Genomic DNA, 13,922 nt, shown 5'->3' on the forward strand with positions numbered 1-13,922 from the left:
AACTGTCTTTCCATGTCGATCACCACCCGTCGCGCCGATCTCGCCGACACCGGACTGCTGCACGACCTCGCCGCCCGCACCTTCGGACTGGCCTGCCCGCCCGGCACGTCGCAGGCCGACATCGACGCGTTCATCGCGACGCACCTGTCGGTGGAGAGCTTCCGCGGCTATCTCGCCGATCCCGGGCGAATCCTGCTGCTGGTGCTCGCCGACGGGGTCCCGGTCGGTTATTCGATGCTGGTCAGCGGCCCGATCAAGGACCCGGACGTGGCCGCCGTCATCGACCCGGCGACGAGCATCGAGCTGAGCAAGTTCTATCTGGCGCCCGAGCGCCACGGATCGGGCGCTGCCGCCGCCCTGATGGCCGACAGCCTCGTCGCCGCCGCCGGGACCGGTGCGGCCTTCTGCTGGTTGGGCGTGAACCAGCAGAACGGACGAGCCGGGAAGTTCTATGCCAAGAACGGCTTCGAGATCGTCGGCGTCAAACGCTTCCTGGTCGGCCAGGAATGGCACGACGACCACATCCGCCGCCGCCCGCTCCCCTGATCACACAGCCAAGATCACGCTGAGCAGCCGCCGCCTCCCCCGCCCACCCAGGGACGCCGACGAAACTACGCCCCGGTCAAGCTGAACGGCCGACGTTGTCCACAGGCCCGGCCGAGCAGTCCGCGCGCGTCCACAGGCGGGTCAGGCCGGGTTGATGTCGACCCAGTCGGTGAACTTGCCGGTTCGGTTGTCGCCGGAGGACTGGCCTCGCGCCCGGCGGGTCAGCCACGGTAGGACGTGCTCGCGGTAGTAGCGCGCCTCGGCCAGCACGCCCCGGCTCTCGGCCGGGCCGGGGTCGATCAGGTGGGCGGCCTGCTCGTAGCCCAGCGCGGTGAGCACCAGGCCGGCCACCCGGCGATGGCCGGACGCGTTGAGGTGCAGACGGTCGGGTGACCAGTAGCCGGCCCGGCGCAGTTCGACGTCGCGGAAGCAGTCGACGAACGTGATGTCGTACTGCTTCGGCAGGGACTCCACCGCTCGGGTGAACGCCTCGCCGCGGCGGCGGATCACCTTGCCGAACGGCAGCCGGTCGCCCGGGTCGGCGCCGCTGAGCATCACCATGCGGACGCCGGCCTCGACGACACGCTGCACCGCTTTCTCGGTCATCACGGCCAGCCGCTGCATGTCGCCGCTGCGCATCATGTCGTTGCCGCCGCCGTTGAAGGACAGCAGCGTGGGCGGCGGTGACAACGCGAGGGCGGCGTCGAGCTGCTCGGTCACGATCGGCTCGAGCAGACGGCCGCGGATGGCGAGATTGGCGTATTGGATCGTCGTGCCCTCACCGGCGGCCAGCCCGGCCGCGACCAGGTCGGTCCAGCCGCGCGCCGCGCCGTCGGGCAGCTCGTCGCCGACCCCTTCGGTGAAGCTGTCGCCGATCGCCACGTATCGCATCACGCCGTGCCTTTCCGCCGCGGCCGCTCGGCTGCCACCGCCGGCCGCGGATTCTCATCCCCGTGTGCCGGTCAGCGCCTCACACCGCGGCGCCGACCGGGTTGTCGCGCCTGAAGGGAACAGGGGCGCACCGGCCGAGGCTATCCGACCGGTCCGGGCACCAACGGGCGTACCTCTTCGGCCACCCAGCGGACGTAGTCGGCCGGATCCTCCCCCGGCACCGGTTGCAGGATGACCTTGGAGGCACCGGCCGCGGCGAACTCACCCACGACGGCGGCGATGTCGGCGGGACTGCCCGCCGCGCCCGGATAGTCGGTCTTGTAGACCAGGGCGTCGGCGGCCAGCTTGTCGGCGGCGCCCGGACCGGTGAGCGCGGGCAGGAAGACCACGACCTCGGCCGCGCCGTCGACAGTCTTGGCCGCCGCCGAGACCATGGCCGGGGTGGATCCGCCGGACAGGACGATGGCGTCGCCCACCTCACCGGCCAGCGCGATCGTCTTGGGCCCGCCGGCCGCGACCGAGATCACCGGCGGAGTCGCGGGCGGCCAGTCGAGCTTGACGCCGTCGAGCTTGACGTAGCGCCCGTCGACCGTGACCGACTCGCCGGCGAGCAGCGACCGCAGCGCCGTCGCATATTCGCGCAGCAGCGTGAGCGGGGAGGCGGCCCGGTTGCCGACCTGGCCCATCCACTCCTGCACACCGTGGCCGATGCCGGGCAGCGCGCGGTCGCCGTAGAGCCGGCCGAGCGTCGCCAGCTCCATGGCCAGGGACGCGACGTTGCGGAACGGCACCGGCATGATGCCCACGCCGACGCGCAGATTTTCCGTCACGGCCAGGGCCGCGGTCATCGCGGTGAGGCCGCCGTTGAGAAAGCAGTCTTCCCAGAGCCACAGCTCTTCGAGGCCGGCCGCGTCGGCGGCGCGGGCGACCGCGGGCATGGTCTCGGGCGGGTTGCTCGGCAGGAAGATCGCACCGATCGTCGTCATGGGCCCGATTGTGCCCCGACCCCCCGACACTTTCCGGCCCGCGGCCAACGGTCGGCAACACCGGCCTAAGTGTGAGCACCGTCACCATCGAAAGCCGGAGGGTTCGAAGGCGCTGGTCACAACGCCGCCCGCGCGAGGCGACGATCCGGCCGTCATAAAACCAGTCGCCTGTTCGTGTTTTTTGTCCAAGCCCGGCCCCGATCGGCGCGGAAAAGTGTCGTACGCCATCGATAGGTTTCCGTCATGTGGATCGGCGCCACGGGGGCGCCGATCCACGCAGGTCAGGCTCATGTCCCGGCGTGTCACGGGGGCACACCGGGGCATGGGTCAGGCCGCGCCGCGCAACAGCGTCTCACCGGTGGCGCGCACGCGGTCGCGCAGCTCGTCCGGCGACTCGACGGTGAAGGCGGCCCCGAGCACCCCGGCCACCATCACCGGCCAGCCCAGGTCGTCGGTGTTCATGCGCATCCGGCACGACGAGTCGGTGAGTTCCTCGACGGTCCCGTAATGACCGATGAAGCCGCGGACCGTGGCGGCGGGGGTCTGGAAGACCACCGAGACGTCGTATCGGGCCGGGATCTGCGACATCCGCGAGCGCAGCCACGCCGCCGGGTCGCCGCCGGGGATCTCGCGCGGGCGGAAGCGGGCACCGGTCAGCACCGGGGAGCCGAGCCGGTCGACCCGGAAGCTGCGCCAGTCGCCGCGGTCGAGGTCCCAGGCGATCAGATACCAGCGCCGGCCCAGCGGGACCAGCCGGTGCGGTTCGACGTAACGGGTGGCGGTCTCGCCCTCGCGCGGGGTGTAGCCGAAGCGCAGCCGTTCCTCGCCTCGGCAGGCCATCGCCAGGGTGGTCAGCACGGTCGCGTCCAGCGTCGGACCGCCACCGAACACGCCGGGCGACGTCACCTCGCGCAACGCGTCGATGCGACGGCGCAACCGGGGCGGCAGCAGTTGAATGACCTTGGCCAGGGCCCGTACGGACGTCTCCTCGAACCCGGACACCGCGCCCGCCGCCGCCGTCCGGAGGCCGATCGCGATGGCGACCGCCTCGTCGTCGTCGAGCAGCAGCGGAGGCACCGCCGCGCCGGCCTGGAGCTGATAGCCGCCGGCCACCCCGCGGCTGGCGTCGACCGGATAGCCCAGCTCGCGCAGCCGGTCGACGTCGCGGCGCAGGGTCCGCGGGCTCACCTCGAGCCGTTCGGACAGTTCGGACCCGGGCCAGTAGCGGTGGGTCTGCAGCAGCGAGAGCAGTCGCAGCATCCGGGCACTCGTGTTCGCCATGAATCCAGACTCCGCCGTATTGAGGTCAGAAAGTGTCCGCAAACGACCCTAGCGTCAGAACCATGATGGAGACGTACGGGCTCACCAAGCACTTCAAGGACGTCCGAGCCGTCGACGGCATCGACCTCAACGTGGCCCCCGGCGAACTGGTCGCGCTGCTCGGCCCGAACGGCGCCGGCAAGTCGACGACGCTGCGGATGCTGACGACGCTGATCCCGCCGACCTCGGGGACGGCCCGGGTGGCCGGGTTCGACGTGGTGCGGCAGCAACGCGAGGTGCGGATGCGGATCGGCTACATCGGGCAGGGCAACGGCGCCGGTCACAGCCAGCGGGGCCGGGACGAACTGATCAGCCAGGGCCGGGCCTACGGGCTCGGGGTCAGGAGCGCCCGGGCCCGCGCGGCCACCCTGATCGAGTCGCTGGGCCTGGGCGAGGTGGCCGACCGCCGGGTCTCCAGCCTCTCCGGCGGGCAGCGGCGCCGGCTGGACATCGCGATGGGGCTGATCCACGAGCCCGGCCTGCTGTTCCTGGACGAGCCGTCGACCGGCCTCGACCCGCAGAACCGGGCCAACCTGCAGGAGCACATCCTCGACCTGCGGGCCCGGCACGAGACGACGATCGTGCTGACCACCCACTACCTCGACGAGGCGGACTCGATGGCCGAGCGGGTGATCGTGATCGACCACGGGCGGATCATCGCCGACGACACCCCGGCGCAGCTCAAGGCCGAGCACGTGGGCGACCGGATCATTCTCGGGTTCGACCACGAGACAGACGCGGCGAGCGCGGCAGCCGCCGTCGCCCGGTTCGATCCGGAGCGGCAAGACACCCGGCTGACCATCCGGACGCAGGGGGCTCCTCGACGCGTACCGGAAATCCTTGATGATCTTCGGACCCTCGGAAACCCGGCCACCGAGGTCGAGGTGGTGCGGCCGACGCTGGACGACGTGTTCCTCAAGCTGACCGGTCGCAGCCTGCGTGAGGGCGGCACGGCCGATTCGCGCGAACTGGTGGAGGTCTGAGATGACGACCCTGGTGGCCGACACCCGCACCGTGTTCAGCCGGGAGCTGCGGCCGGTGCTGCGGGACCCGTTCACGATCATCTTTTCGATGGTGCAGCCGCTGGTGTTCCTGGCGCTGTTCACGCCGTTGCTGCCGGACGACTCGCTGCAGTGGTTCGTGCCCGGCATCATCGTGATGTCGTGCCTGTTCGCGTCGTCGATGACCGGCTCGAACCTGCTCTTCGAGATCCAGACCGGATCGCACGAGCGGATGCTGGTCACCCCGTTGCGGCGGCCGGCCCTGCTGATCGGGCGGGCGCTCAAGGAGATCGTGCCGATGTTCGCCCAGGCGGCGTTGATCGTGGCCGTCTGCGCGCCGTTCGGGTTCCGGTTCAACCTCGTGGGCGCGCTGCTCGGGCTGGTCATCCTGGCCGCCTTCTGCATCGGGCTGGGCGCCCTGTCGTACACGCTGGCGCTGGCCTCGAAGAACCAGGAGTGGCTGTTCTGGACCGTGCAGCAGACCCTGATCTTCCCGTTGCTGCTGCTGGCCGGGGTGCTGCTGCCGATCGACAACGGACCCGGCTGGCTGCAGGCCCTGGCCCGCGGTAATCCGCTGAGCTACGTCGTGGATGCCGAGCGGGCGCTGTTCGCCGGGGACATCCTCTCGTCGGCGACGTTCGGCGGGCTGGTCGCCGGGGCGGCGACGGCGGCCGTAGAGCTGTGGGCCGGGGTCCGGGCCATGCGCAACTCGGACTGAGATGCGCGGTGCCGATACCGTCGGCCCGTGTTCAAACTGTGGCGGCGTCGCGCCGACGATCCGGTCGCGGCGCCGCGCCGCCGTAATCCGGACTCCGTGGTCGACTGTGCCGTCTATCGCTCCGGAGGTCGCAAACCGGGCACCGTCCACTTCGGCCAGGCCCACCGGCGGCGCGGCGAGTTCCTCTGGCTCGGCCTGCACGAGCCCGACCTGGGCACCATGCGGGCCGTCGCGCACACTTTCGGGCTGCACGACCTGGTCGTCGAGCAGACGGTCGAGGACGGGCACCGGCCGGCCGTCGAGACGATCGGCGAGGTGACCCGGCTCGTCCTGCGGACGGCCCGCTACGTCGAGCACGAGGAATTGACGGCCACCAGTGAAGTGGTCGACACCGGCGACGTGACGGTGCTGATCGGACCGTGGTTCGTGATCACCGTGCGTCACGGCGCGGCGGGTGCATTGTGGCGAGTCCGGCAGGAAGCGGAGAAGCGCCCCGAACTGGTGCGAAGCGGACCGTGGGGGGTTGCGTACGCGGTGGCGAACCGGATGGTCGACGACTATCTGGAGGTCGCGGCCGAGGTCGAGCGCGATCTGGAGCGTCTCGAGGAGGAGACGTTCGCCACACGGCGGTCCGCCGACATCGCCCACTTTTACCAGCTCAAGCGGGAAATGGTCGAGCTCAAACGAGCCGTGCTGCCACTGTCCGAGCCGCTCGCCCGGCTGCTCGACCTGACCGTCCTGCCGCCGGGGCTGAGGCCCTATTTCGTCGACGTCCGCGGGCGCCTGGCCCGGGCCACCGATCGTGTGGCCGGCTTCGACGACCTGCTCAACTCCATCCTGCAGGCCCGATTGACGCAGGTCACGCTCGAGCAGAACAACGACATGCGGATGATCGCGGCCTGGGCCGCCATCGCGGCCATCCCCACCGTGGGTGCCGGGATCTATGGGATGAACTTCGCGAACATGCCAGGAATCGACTCCCGGTATGGGTTCTCGGTGACCATTGTGATAATTGTTCTCGTCTGTAGCGGCCTCTTCTGGCGGTTCAAACGAGCGGGTTGGTTGTGATGATCCACGTCACGGACGGTGACGGTCGATCAAGGGTGCGTGAGTGCCAGGTGATTCATCTGGGACCTCAGGAGCATCAGGCATCGACCGAACGGCCAGCCGCATCCACCGCTTCAATGATCGTCCATACCGGACAGTACGCGAAGATTCGGCCGCTCTCCCGTAGCCATCGAAACCGGCGAGTAACTAGCGTTTCATCGTCGTTCCGTGGGGAGGCTGTGTGACTGCGACCCAGGTCGCCGCACCGCAGGGTCAGGCAAAACCGGCCAAGCGGCGCAGCGGCATCCTGACTGCCCTCAAAGGGCACGTCGATCTGTTCCTGAACGCCGGCTCGCTGATCGCCACCACGGCGATCACGTCGTTGTTCGGGTTCGCGTTCTGGTGGGTCGCCGCTCGTTCGGCGTCCCCCGAGGCGGTGGGTCAGGCGTCGGCCGCGGTCTCCGCGATGACGCTGATCGGCACCATCGGCATGTTCGGCATGGGCACCATGCTGATCTCCGACCTGTCGCAGCTGCGCGGGCCCAAGTGGGAACTGATCACCACCTGTCTGCTCGTGGCCGGCAGCGCCGCCACGGTCGGCGGCATCATCTACGTGGTCGTCGCCCAGCTGTGGATCCCCGGCCTGCAGGCGGCGCTGGGCGGCACCTTCGGCACCGTGCTGCTGGTCATCGGCATCGCACTCAACTCGATGACCCTGGTGCTCGACGAAGCCCTGGTCGGCCTGCTCAAGGGCCCGCTGCAGCTGATGCGCAACGCCTGGTTCTCGGTGATCAAGCTGGCGCTGCTGGGCGGTCTGGCCCTGGCGCCGATCACCCTGACCGGCAACGAGCTGCTGCTGACCTGGGTGGCCGGCATCGTGCTGTCGACCGCCATCCTGAGCGGCGCGCTGCGGCGCAACCGCATCATCGACTCCGCCAAGCCGCGCCTCTCGCTGCTCAAGGGCCGGGGCAAGTCGACCTTCGACCACAACCTGCTCAACCTGGCGACCTACCTGCCCCGCGCGGCCCTGCCGCTGGTCGTCACCGCGGTGCTGTCGGCCGAGGCCAACGCGTCGTTCTACACCGCCTTCATGGTGCTGTCGTTCCTCGCGATGGTGCCCGGCAACGTCGCCCTCACGCTGTTCGCGGTGGCCAGCGGCGACAAGCGGGCGCTGACCTCCAAGGTGCGGGTCGGCCTGATGATCTGCCTCGGCGGCGGTCTGCCGGTCGCGGCGCTGGTCTACCTGCTGGCCAACCCGATCATGTCGGTGTTCGGCGCTCAATACGCCGAGACCGCGAGCGACGCCCTGCGGCTGCTCACGCTCACCTACGTGCCGTTCGTCTTCCTGCACTTCTTCATGGCGATCTCCCGGGTCAACGACCGGGTCCGCGGGGCCGGCATCTTCTCGCTCTTCGCGGGCATCGCCGAGCTGGGCGGGGCCTGGTACGGCGGCACCCACGGCGGCCTGACCGACCTGGTCATGTGGGTCGCGATCGTGATGGGCGTGGAGACCGTGCTGGTCGCGCCGACCGTGCTGCGGGTCGTCTTCGGCAGCGCCAAGCGCCGCGGTGACAGCGCCAACACCACCGTCATGACGCTGCACGAGCGGGCCTGGTTGCCGCTCGAATACATCCGGACCGTCGGGCCGCTGTACGGCGTGACCGTGGACGGCGTACGGCGGGCTCTGATCGGTCTGCACGCCGCCGACCCCAAGCACCGGGCCGTGTCGAAGCTCGACCGGGTCGGGGCGCGCTGGGAGCACATGAACGGGGCCGAGTTCGCCCAGTTCGTGCACCGCGCCGTGCAAGACTCGGGCGACTGGTCGCTCGACATGGACGGGATGACCCGCAAGCTCCAGTCCGAGCCGCGCGGCGTGCACCCGATCCGGATCCTGGTCGGGGCCGGCTACATCGCGATCAAGGTGTCGCACGCGTACGGCGACGCCGGCCCGGTGAACTCGCTGGTGCACGAGCTGGTGCTCGCGGCCAGCCAGGGCCGGGCCGCGGTGATCCCGCCGCTCGAGCGCAACCGGATGGCGCTGCCCAAGGCCTGGTGGAAGCAGTTCGGCACCAAGCCGGCCCGGTGGAAGGAGGGCATCAGCTTCGCCCGCCCGCCGGAGGCCGAAGAGACCCGGATGCGCAAGTGGCAACCCAATTTGACCGTACGGTCGGCGCGCTCGGCCTCGACGCTCAAGCTGATGCGCAAGTGGCGCGACGAGTACAGCCCCGGCGTCACCACCTCGGCCATCACGTTCGCGGCGTTCACCGCGGCGCTGCACCAGCTGGGCCTCAAGCCGGACACCGGCGGCGCGACGTTCCTGGCCGACGGCCGGCGGTTCCTCGACAAGGACGTCCGGATCGACAGCAACTTCTGCATGGGTCCCTACCTGTCCCCGCAGAACATGATGGACCCGGCGTCGATCAACACGACGATCAAGAACGAGCTGGCCACCGGCCGCATCCTCACGATGATGGTGCTGCGCGAGGGCAAGATCGCTCTGGACGGCGCGCCCGGCATGCCCGACCCGTACCCGTCGGAGCTGGCCATCCCGCCGCGGCCCCGCCTGACCTTCAGCAACCAGGGCCGGCACGACCTGCTCGGTGACCTGCCGTGGTCGGTCGGCCCGGAGTGGCGGGTCAACCTGAGCGTCCCGACGCTGAACAGCCCCGAGGGCGTCTGCCTGACGACCAGCGAGATGAACGGGGTGCTGCACCTGGAGGCGACGTTCCACGCGTCGACCTTCGACCCCAACCTGATCTCCAAGGCGATGGAGATGGTGCTCACCGACCCGTCCGCGCTGATCATGGCGGCGCGGCGCGAGTCGGACGAGGCCACCCAGGTTCTCGCCCGGGTCTGACCCTTCTGATCGCAACGGCGCCCGGCCTTCTCTGGCCGGGCGCCGTCGCGTTATGTCCGGCGATCGATGTCGCCGTTCTGCTCGGGCGGACCTGAGCCGCCCCTCGTTCATCCGGCGCGGCCCGGTGGGGCCGCACCCGCTATGTCCCGGTGCACTGACTGCACCGCTGTCTACGCCCGGACTGGCACGACCAGACCGGCGTTCGAGGTATAGGTGTCCGAATTGCGGCTGCAGTCGGTGTACGTGATGGTGGCCGCGAGGATCGCCCAGGAGTCCTTGTTGAAGTCGGCCTCGATGCGGAACGACGTGTAGTCGCCGCGGCCGCGGTTGAGCGTGTCACCGCGCGAGAACGACGTGTACTCCCGGTCGCTCGGGTAGTCGATGGCGACGTCGTCGTCGTTGGCCCAGATGACCACCTGCGCGTCACAGATGCGGCGGTCGGTCTTCCACTTGACGCGCACCCACTGCGAGTCGTTGGCGTCGACCGTGGAGAGCATCTGGTTGACGACGTGCGGGCCCTTGAACTGCTTCGGCGCGTTGCCCGCGGCGCTCGCCGGCGACGCTACGACCAGGGCGCTCATCGCGGCGGCCGCGGTGGCGGCGATGATTCCGGCTGTTCTCATCTCGATACCTCCCGTTGCCCAGGCCGCTTGTTTCGCGCCCGGCCGTCGATCATGCTATAACGCACAATTCGGGCGCATGTCATCTTTCCCGTACGCGGTCCCGCTCGTGGCCGGCGCGCTTCCACGCACCGCCTCCGGCCCGCTCGGGCGTCGCCAGTCCCGGGCCCTCGAACTGATCGGTGGGCCCGGGACTCGCTTCGCCGTCGGGGGACGATCAGCCGTTGCCGCCGCCACGGGTGCCACCGTCGCCGCCACGGGTACCACCGTCGCCGCCACGGGTACCACCGTCGCCACCCGGTCCACGGGTGCCACCGTCGCCACCCGGTCCACGGGTACCGCCGTCGCCACCGGGACCACGGGTCCAGGTGCGGGTCGGGCTAGGAGTGGGGTCCGTCGTCGCCGTAGCGGTCGGGCTCGTGGTCGTCGTCGCGGTCGCGGTCGGGCTCACCGTTGCCGTCGGGCTGGCGGTCGGGCTCGTCGACGGCGAGGCGGTCGGGCGGGTCGGCCAGCCCGGGTTGTGCGGGCGACCCGGACCATCACCCGGACGACCCGGACCGTCACCCGGACGTCCCGGACCATCACCCGGACGTCCCGGACCATCGCCGGGGCGACCCGGACCGTCACCGGGGCGACCCGGGAAGCCGGGGCCACCGTGGTTGTTGTTCCGCAGCACCGGCAGGGCCAGCGAGAACGAGCGGTACTGGGTGCGGTCGCGACGGCCGCACGTGTCGAATGCGATCGTGGCCCGCAGGCGGGCGATGCCGGCCCGGTCGAAGTCGGGGTTCACCGAGACGGCGGCGAAGTCCGTGCGACCCGGGCGCAGTTGGTCGCCCCGGCTGAAGGACGTGTAGTTGCGGCGACCCGGGTAGTCGACGTCGACGTCCCGGCCGCTGACGCGCACTTCGACGTCGCAGACCTTCCGGTCCGTACGGAAGTAGATCTTGACCCAGCTGTCGGCGTTCGCCCGGACCGCGCCCAGCCAGTTGGAGACCGGCTCCGGTCCCCTCGGCGCCGCCGTAGCGGGTGCCGTCGCGGTCACCGTAGCCATGCCGACCGCCGCCGTGGCCATGGCCACGAGCGCCCCGATGCGTCGACTGTTGTTCATTGAAACTCCTCCAGTGACTGTTGAGTTGTCCGGCCAGGTTGCCAACCGACAAACCGGACAATATGACCACCACTGGATCCTGCCGTGCCTTCGCCACGCGTTTCGCGGTGATTTCCTCATTCATGTACTAAATGTTTAGCCCCGCCTGTCCGAAAAGTTGATGGTCATATCCCCCACATTTCGCCACGCAATTTGCTCTCGTTCCACGATCGAATCCGGTCTCACCAGCGCATATGAATAACCACGGATTCGATAACGACAAGATCGCCGCCGAGCACAGCCCGGTGGCGGGGTCAGTCGCCGTCCTTCGCGTACGTCGGCGGGGTTGGTCTTGGGTGTTTCGGCCGGACCGGGCGCCGGCAGCGGCGATGATCGGACGGACGGAGAAGAGGGAGATACCGATGTCGCTGAGTGGGGCGCACCGGGCGGCGTTCCGGCGGGAAGCGGCCGGGGAGGGGCGCGTCTATGCGATCCGGGACGACGGCGGGCTGCCGGCGCCCGAGCTGGCGGACGGGCGGCGCACCGTGCCGTTCTGGTCGAAACCGACCCGGGCCGGGCGGATGGTCGACCAGGTCGAGGCCTACCGCGGCTTTGAGGTGATGGCCGTCGACGTCGACGAATGGCTCGACGAATGGCTGCCGCAGCTGGAGGACGACGGGCTGCTCGTGGGCGTCAATTGGGCCGGGGCCCGGGCCACCGGTTACGACCTGGAGGCCGACCAGGTGCGGCAGTGGTTCTCGGACGAGCCGGCCGACGACGCCCGAGACTAGAGACCGGCACGTCGTACCCCTATGCTTGCGGCACAGCAACCAAAGGGGCCCTCCGCGTGCGTAGCCTTCAGATCCTCGTCGTCGATGACGATGACGCCGACGCGCTCATGATTTCCGAAGCGCTCGAGTCCGGGGATACGCAGGCCAACGTCGACCGGGTCGTCGACGGGCGCGAGGCGCTCGACTATCTGCGGCGCGAGGGCGCCTACCCGCAGGCGAGCCGGCCCGACCTGATCCTGCTCGATCTGAACATGCCGCGGATGGACGGGCGCGAGACGCTGGCCGCCATCAAGACGGACGACCGGCTCAAGGCCATCCCGGTGGTGATCCTGACGACCTCGGGCGCGGCGCCCGACATCGTCGCGAGCTATCAGCACCGGGCCAACGCCTATGTCACCAAGCCGTTCGGGCTGGACGACTTCGAGGCGACCGTGCGGCAGATCAACCGCTTCTACCGCGAGATCGCGACACTTCCGCAAGACCGCGAAGCGTAGGCGGGCCTCACCCGGGGTATCAGGTGACCATGACCACGAACGAAGCTCCCGAAGACCTCGGCGCTCCGGTCGCCTACCTCGTGCTCAAGGACGGCACGCCCGTCTTCGACGAGTCGGGGGCGCGCGCCGGCGAGGTCGAGCATGTGCTGGCCGACGAACAGTCGGACGTCTTTCACGGGCTGATCGTCGAGACGCCCGAGGGTCACCGGTTCGCCCCGGCCGACAAGGTCGGCGGCCTCTTCGAGCACGGCGTGATTCTCACCGTGCCGGCCGCCGACCTGCCGGAACCGAGTGAGGACCCGTCGGCACGCATCGCCGACGAGGGCCTGCAGGACACGCTCAAGCGGGCGTGGAACTGGCTCGTCCAGCCACGCTAGGCGCGAGCGGCCGCACCAGCGCCGGCGCCACCCCAGCGCATCAGCGACGCGCCGACCGACATGCCGCCGCCGAAGCCGGCCATCAGCACGATGTCGCCCTCTTTGAGGGCGCCGGTGCGGTTGGCCTCGTCCAGCGTCACCGGCACGGAGGCGCTGCCCACGTTGCCGTAGCGGTCGAGCGTGAGGTGGGTCTGGGCCTCGGTCAGGCCGGCCGCCTCGACCAGCTCGGCCAGCATGACGCCGTTGGCCTGGTGCGGCACGAAGTGGGTGACGTCTTCGACGGCGATGTCGGCCCGCTTGAGCAGGGCCTCGAGCGCCGGCGGGACACCGCTGTTGACGAACTCCCGCACGCCGCGGCCGTTCATCTTGAAGTAGTGGTCGCCGTTGGCGATCGTGTCGGCCGAGGCGGGCAGGCGGCTGCCGCCCCCGGGCACGTGGATCAGCTGGCTGGCCTCGCCGCGGGACACGAGCTCGGAGTCGAGGAAGCCGTAGCCGTCGGCCACCGTGCCCACGACCGCCGCGCCCGCGCCGTCGCCGAAGAGCACGGCCGTGCGGCGGTCGCCGAAGTCGAGGATGCGCGAGTAGATGTCTGAGGCGATGACCAGAACCTTGGCCGTAGGGTTCATCGAGACCAGGCTGTTGGCCAGCGCGACCCCGAAGACGAACCCGGCGCAGACCACGTTGATGTCGAAGCAGGCGGCCCGGTTGGCGCCGATCAGGTCTTGCACCAGGGTGGACGTCGGCGGTTGCGGAGAGTCACCGGTTGAGGTCGACACGATGAGGTAGTCGATGTCGACGGCCTCGAGCCCGGCGTTGTCGAGGGCCTGACGCGCGGCCTCGGCGGCGAGGTCGGAAGCGGCCTCGTGGGGCGCGGCGAACCGGCGCGCCTCGATCATCGTCTTGCGGCTGACCCACTCGGGATCGGCATCCGGCACGAGACGCACCAGATCGGTGTTGGTGACCACCTCGGCCGGCAGATACGAGCCGGTGCCCAGGATGCCCACGCTCATGTTGCCCCCACTTGATCGAACTCGCCCGCTGTCCCGCGAAAGAGGCTATCGGGTTTAGGCTATGACAGGCAGGCAAGATCCCACGACGTGCGGACCGCCCATATCGGCCGATCGGCCCACCGGCGGCGACTTCGGAAACGGGCCGGTAACAACTGGGGTCGAAATGACGCCTCAGCG

14 protein-coding genes are annotated in these 13,922 nt (G+C 69.7%); 8 read left to right on the plus strand and 6 right to left on the minus strand.

Annotated elements, in window-relative coordinates:
* Positions 1 to 12 precede the first annotated feature (12 nt).
* Entirely contained in the window at positions 13 to 546 is a 534-nt protein-coding gene (locus KOI35_RS39250) for a GNAT family N-acetyltransferase (RefSeq protein ID WP_215794344.1), read from the plus strand.
* A 141-nt stretch (positions 547 to 687) separates the two neighbouring features.
* Here the strand turns inward: KOI35_RS39250 and KOI35_RS39255 are convergent, their stop codons facing one another.
* The 3 genes from KOI35_RS39255 to KOI35_RS39265 all read right to left on the minus strand — a co-directional run bounded on the left by KOI35_RS39255 (position 688) and on the right by KOI35_RS39265 (position 3,704).
* On the minus strand, positions 688 to 1,437 hold the full coding sequence (locus KOI35_RS39255; protein ID WP_215794346.1) for an SGNH/GDSL hydrolase family protein: 750 nt from the start codon (positions 1,435 to 1,437) through the stop codon (positions 688 to 690).
* 140 nt (positions 1,438 to 1,577) lie between these two features.
* The gene (locus tag KOI35_RS39260) at positions 1,578 to 2,423 is read right to left on the minus strand and encodes an LLM class flavin-dependent oxidoreductase (RefSeq protein WP_215794349.1); all 846 of its coding nucleotides are present in this window, start codon (positions 2,421 to 2,423) and stop codon (positions 1,578 to 1,580) included.
* A 327-nt stretch (positions 2,424 to 2,750) separates the two neighbouring features.
* The gene (locus KOI35_RS39265) at positions 2,751 to 3,704 is read right to left on the minus strand and encodes a helix-turn-helix transcriptional regulator (protein ID WP_246614505.1); all 954 of its coding nucleotides are present in this window, start codon (positions 3,702 to 3,704) and stop codon (positions 2,751 to 2,753) included.
* A 62-nt stretch (positions 3,705 to 3,766) separates the two neighbouring features.
* Between KOI35_RS39265 and KOI35_RS39270 the strand changes: the two genes are divergently transcribed.
* From KOI35_RS39270 to KOI35_RS39285, 4 genes are all read left to right on the plus strand, one after another.
* Positions 3,767 to 4,726 (plus strand): ABC transporter ATP-binding protein, encoded by a 960-nt coding sequence (locus tag KOI35_RS39270; protein ID WP_215794351.1) that lies wholly within the window; start codon positions 3,767 to 3,769, stop codon positions 4,724 to 4,726.
* 1 nt (position 4,727) lies between these two features.
* Complete coding sequence (locus KOI35_RS39275) at positions 4,728 to 5,462, plus strand: ABC transporter permease (RefSeq protein ID WP_215794353.1); 735 nt, start codon at positions 4,728 to 4,730, stop codon at positions 5,460 to 5,462.
* A gap of 27 nt (positions 5,463 to 5,489) precedes the next feature.
* A complete protein-coding gene (locus tag KOI35_RS39280) occupies positions 5,490 to 6,530 on the plus strand; it encodes a magnesium and cobalt transport protein CorA (RefSeq protein ID WP_215794356.1) in 1,041 nt (346 codons plus the stop codon).
* 220 nt (positions 6,531 to 6,750) lie between these two features.
* Positions 6,751 to 9,366: a lipopolysaccharide biosynthesis protein gene (locus tag KOI35_RS39285; RefSeq protein WP_215794358.1), complete on the plus strand. Its 2,616-nt coding sequence runs from the start codon at positions 6,751 to 6,753 to the stop codon at positions 9,364 to 9,366.
* Positions 9,367 to 9,536: 170 nt separating this feature from the next.
* On the opposite strand, the gene KOI35_RS39290 is transcribed toward KOI35_RS39285, so the two are convergent.
* Together KOI35_RS39290 and KOI35_RS39295 are read right to left on the minus strand one after the other, a co-directional pair.
* A complete protein-coding gene (locus KOI35_RS39290; RefSeq protein WP_215794361.1) occupies positions 9,537 to 9,989 on the minus strand; it encodes a hypothetical protein in 453 nt (150 codons plus the stop codon).
* A gap of 214 nt (positions 9,990 to 10,203) precedes the next feature.
* Positions 10,204 to 11,094, minus strand: a complete 891-nt coding sequence (locus KOI35_RS39295; protein ID WP_215794363.1) for a hypothetical protein — start codon at positions 11,092 to 11,094, stop codon at positions 10,204 to 10,206.
* Between the two features lie 401 nt (positions 11,095 to 11,495).
* Between KOI35_RS39295 and KOI35_RS39300 the strand changes: the two genes are divergently transcribed.
* Genes KOI35_RS39300 through KOI35_RS39310 form a run of 3 tightly spaced genes read left to right on the plus strand, consistent with a single transcriptional unit; the run spans position 11,496 to position 12,735 of the window.
* The gene (locus KOI35_RS39300) at positions 11,496 to 11,864 is read left to right on the plus strand and encodes a DUF2750 domain-containing protein (RefSeq protein ID WP_215794365.1); all 369 of its coding nucleotides are present in this window, start codon (positions 11,496 to 11,498) and stop codon (positions 11,862 to 11,864) included.
* Positions 11,865 to 11,920: 56 nt separating this feature from the next.
* The gene (locus tag KOI35_RS39305) at positions 11,921 to 12,358 is read left to right on the plus strand and encodes a response regulator (RefSeq protein ID WP_215794368.1); all 438 of its coding nucleotides are present in this window, start codon (positions 11,921 to 11,923) and stop codon (positions 12,356 to 12,358) included.
* Positions 12,359 to 12,387: 29 nt separating this feature from the next.
* Positions 12,388 to 12,735, plus strand: coding sequence for a PRC-barrel domain-containing protein (locus tag KOI35_RS39310; protein ID WP_215794370.1), 348 nt, complete (start codon positions 12,388 to 12,390; stop codon positions 12,733 to 12,735).
* On the opposite strand, the gene KOI35_RS39315 is transcribed toward KOI35_RS39310, so the two are convergent.
* Entirely contained in the window at positions 12,732 to 13,745 is a 1,014-nt protein-coding gene (locus KOI35_RS39315; RefSeq protein WP_215794372.1) for a 3-oxoacyl-ACP synthase III family protein, read from the minus strand. The genes KOI35_RS39310 and KOI35_RS39315 overlap by 4 nt on opposite strands.
* Positions 13,746 to 13,922 lie beyond the last annotated feature (177 nt).

It is taken from the genome of Paractinoplanes bogorensis, assembly GCF_018829635.1.
GTDB lineage: Bacteria > Actinomycetota > Actinomycetes > Mycobacteriales > Micromonosporaceae > Actinoplanes > Actinoplanes bogorensis.

Bases quoted from the DNA above. Each gene is read 5' to 3' on its own strand.
- KOI35_RS39290 (WP_215794361.1), bottom strand. From the start codon at position 9,989: ATGAGAACAGCCGGAATCATCGCCGCCACCGCGGCCGCCGCGATGAGC.
- KOI35_RS39300 (WP_215794365.1), top strand. From the start codon at position 11,496: ATGTCGCTGAGTGGGGCGCACCGGGCGGCGTTCCGGCGGGAAGCGGCC.
- KOI35_RS39270 (WP_215794351.1), top strand. From the start codon at position 3,767: ATGATGGAGACGTACGGGCTCACCAAGCACTTCAAGGACGTCCGAGCC.
- KOI35_RS39310 (WP_215794370.1), top strand. From the start codon at position 12,388: ATGACCACGAACGAAGCTCCCGAAGACCTCGGCGCTCCGGTCGCCTAC.
- KOI35_RS39250 (WP_215794344.1), top strand. From the start codon at position 13: ATGTCGATCACCACCCGTCGCGCCGATCTCGCCGACACCGGACTGCTG.
- KOI35_RS39315 (WP_215794372.1), bottom strand. From the start codon at position 13,745: ATGAGCGTGGGCATCCTGGGCACCGGCTCGTATCTGCCGGCCGAGGTG.
- KOI35_RS39265 (WP_246614505.1), bottom strand. From the start codon at position 3,704: ATGGCGAACACGAGTGCCCGGATGCTGCGACTGCTCTCGCTGCTGCAG.
- KOI35_RS39260 (WP_215794349.1), bottom strand. From the start codon at position 2,423: ATGACGACGATCGGTGCGATCTTCCTGCCGAGCAACCCGCCCGAGACC.
- KOI35_RS39295 (WP_215794363.1), bottom strand. From the start codon at position 11,094: ATGAACAACAGTCGACGCATCGGGGCGCTCGTGGCCATGGCCACGGCG.
- KOI35_RS39255 (WP_215794346.1), bottom strand. From the start codon at position 1,437: ATGCGATACGTGGCGATCGGCGACAGCTTCACCGAAGGGGTCGGCGAC.
- KOI35_RS39275 (WP_215794353.1), top strand. From the start codon at position 4,728: ATGACGACCCTGGTGGCCGACACCCGCACCGTGTTCAGCCGGGAGCTG.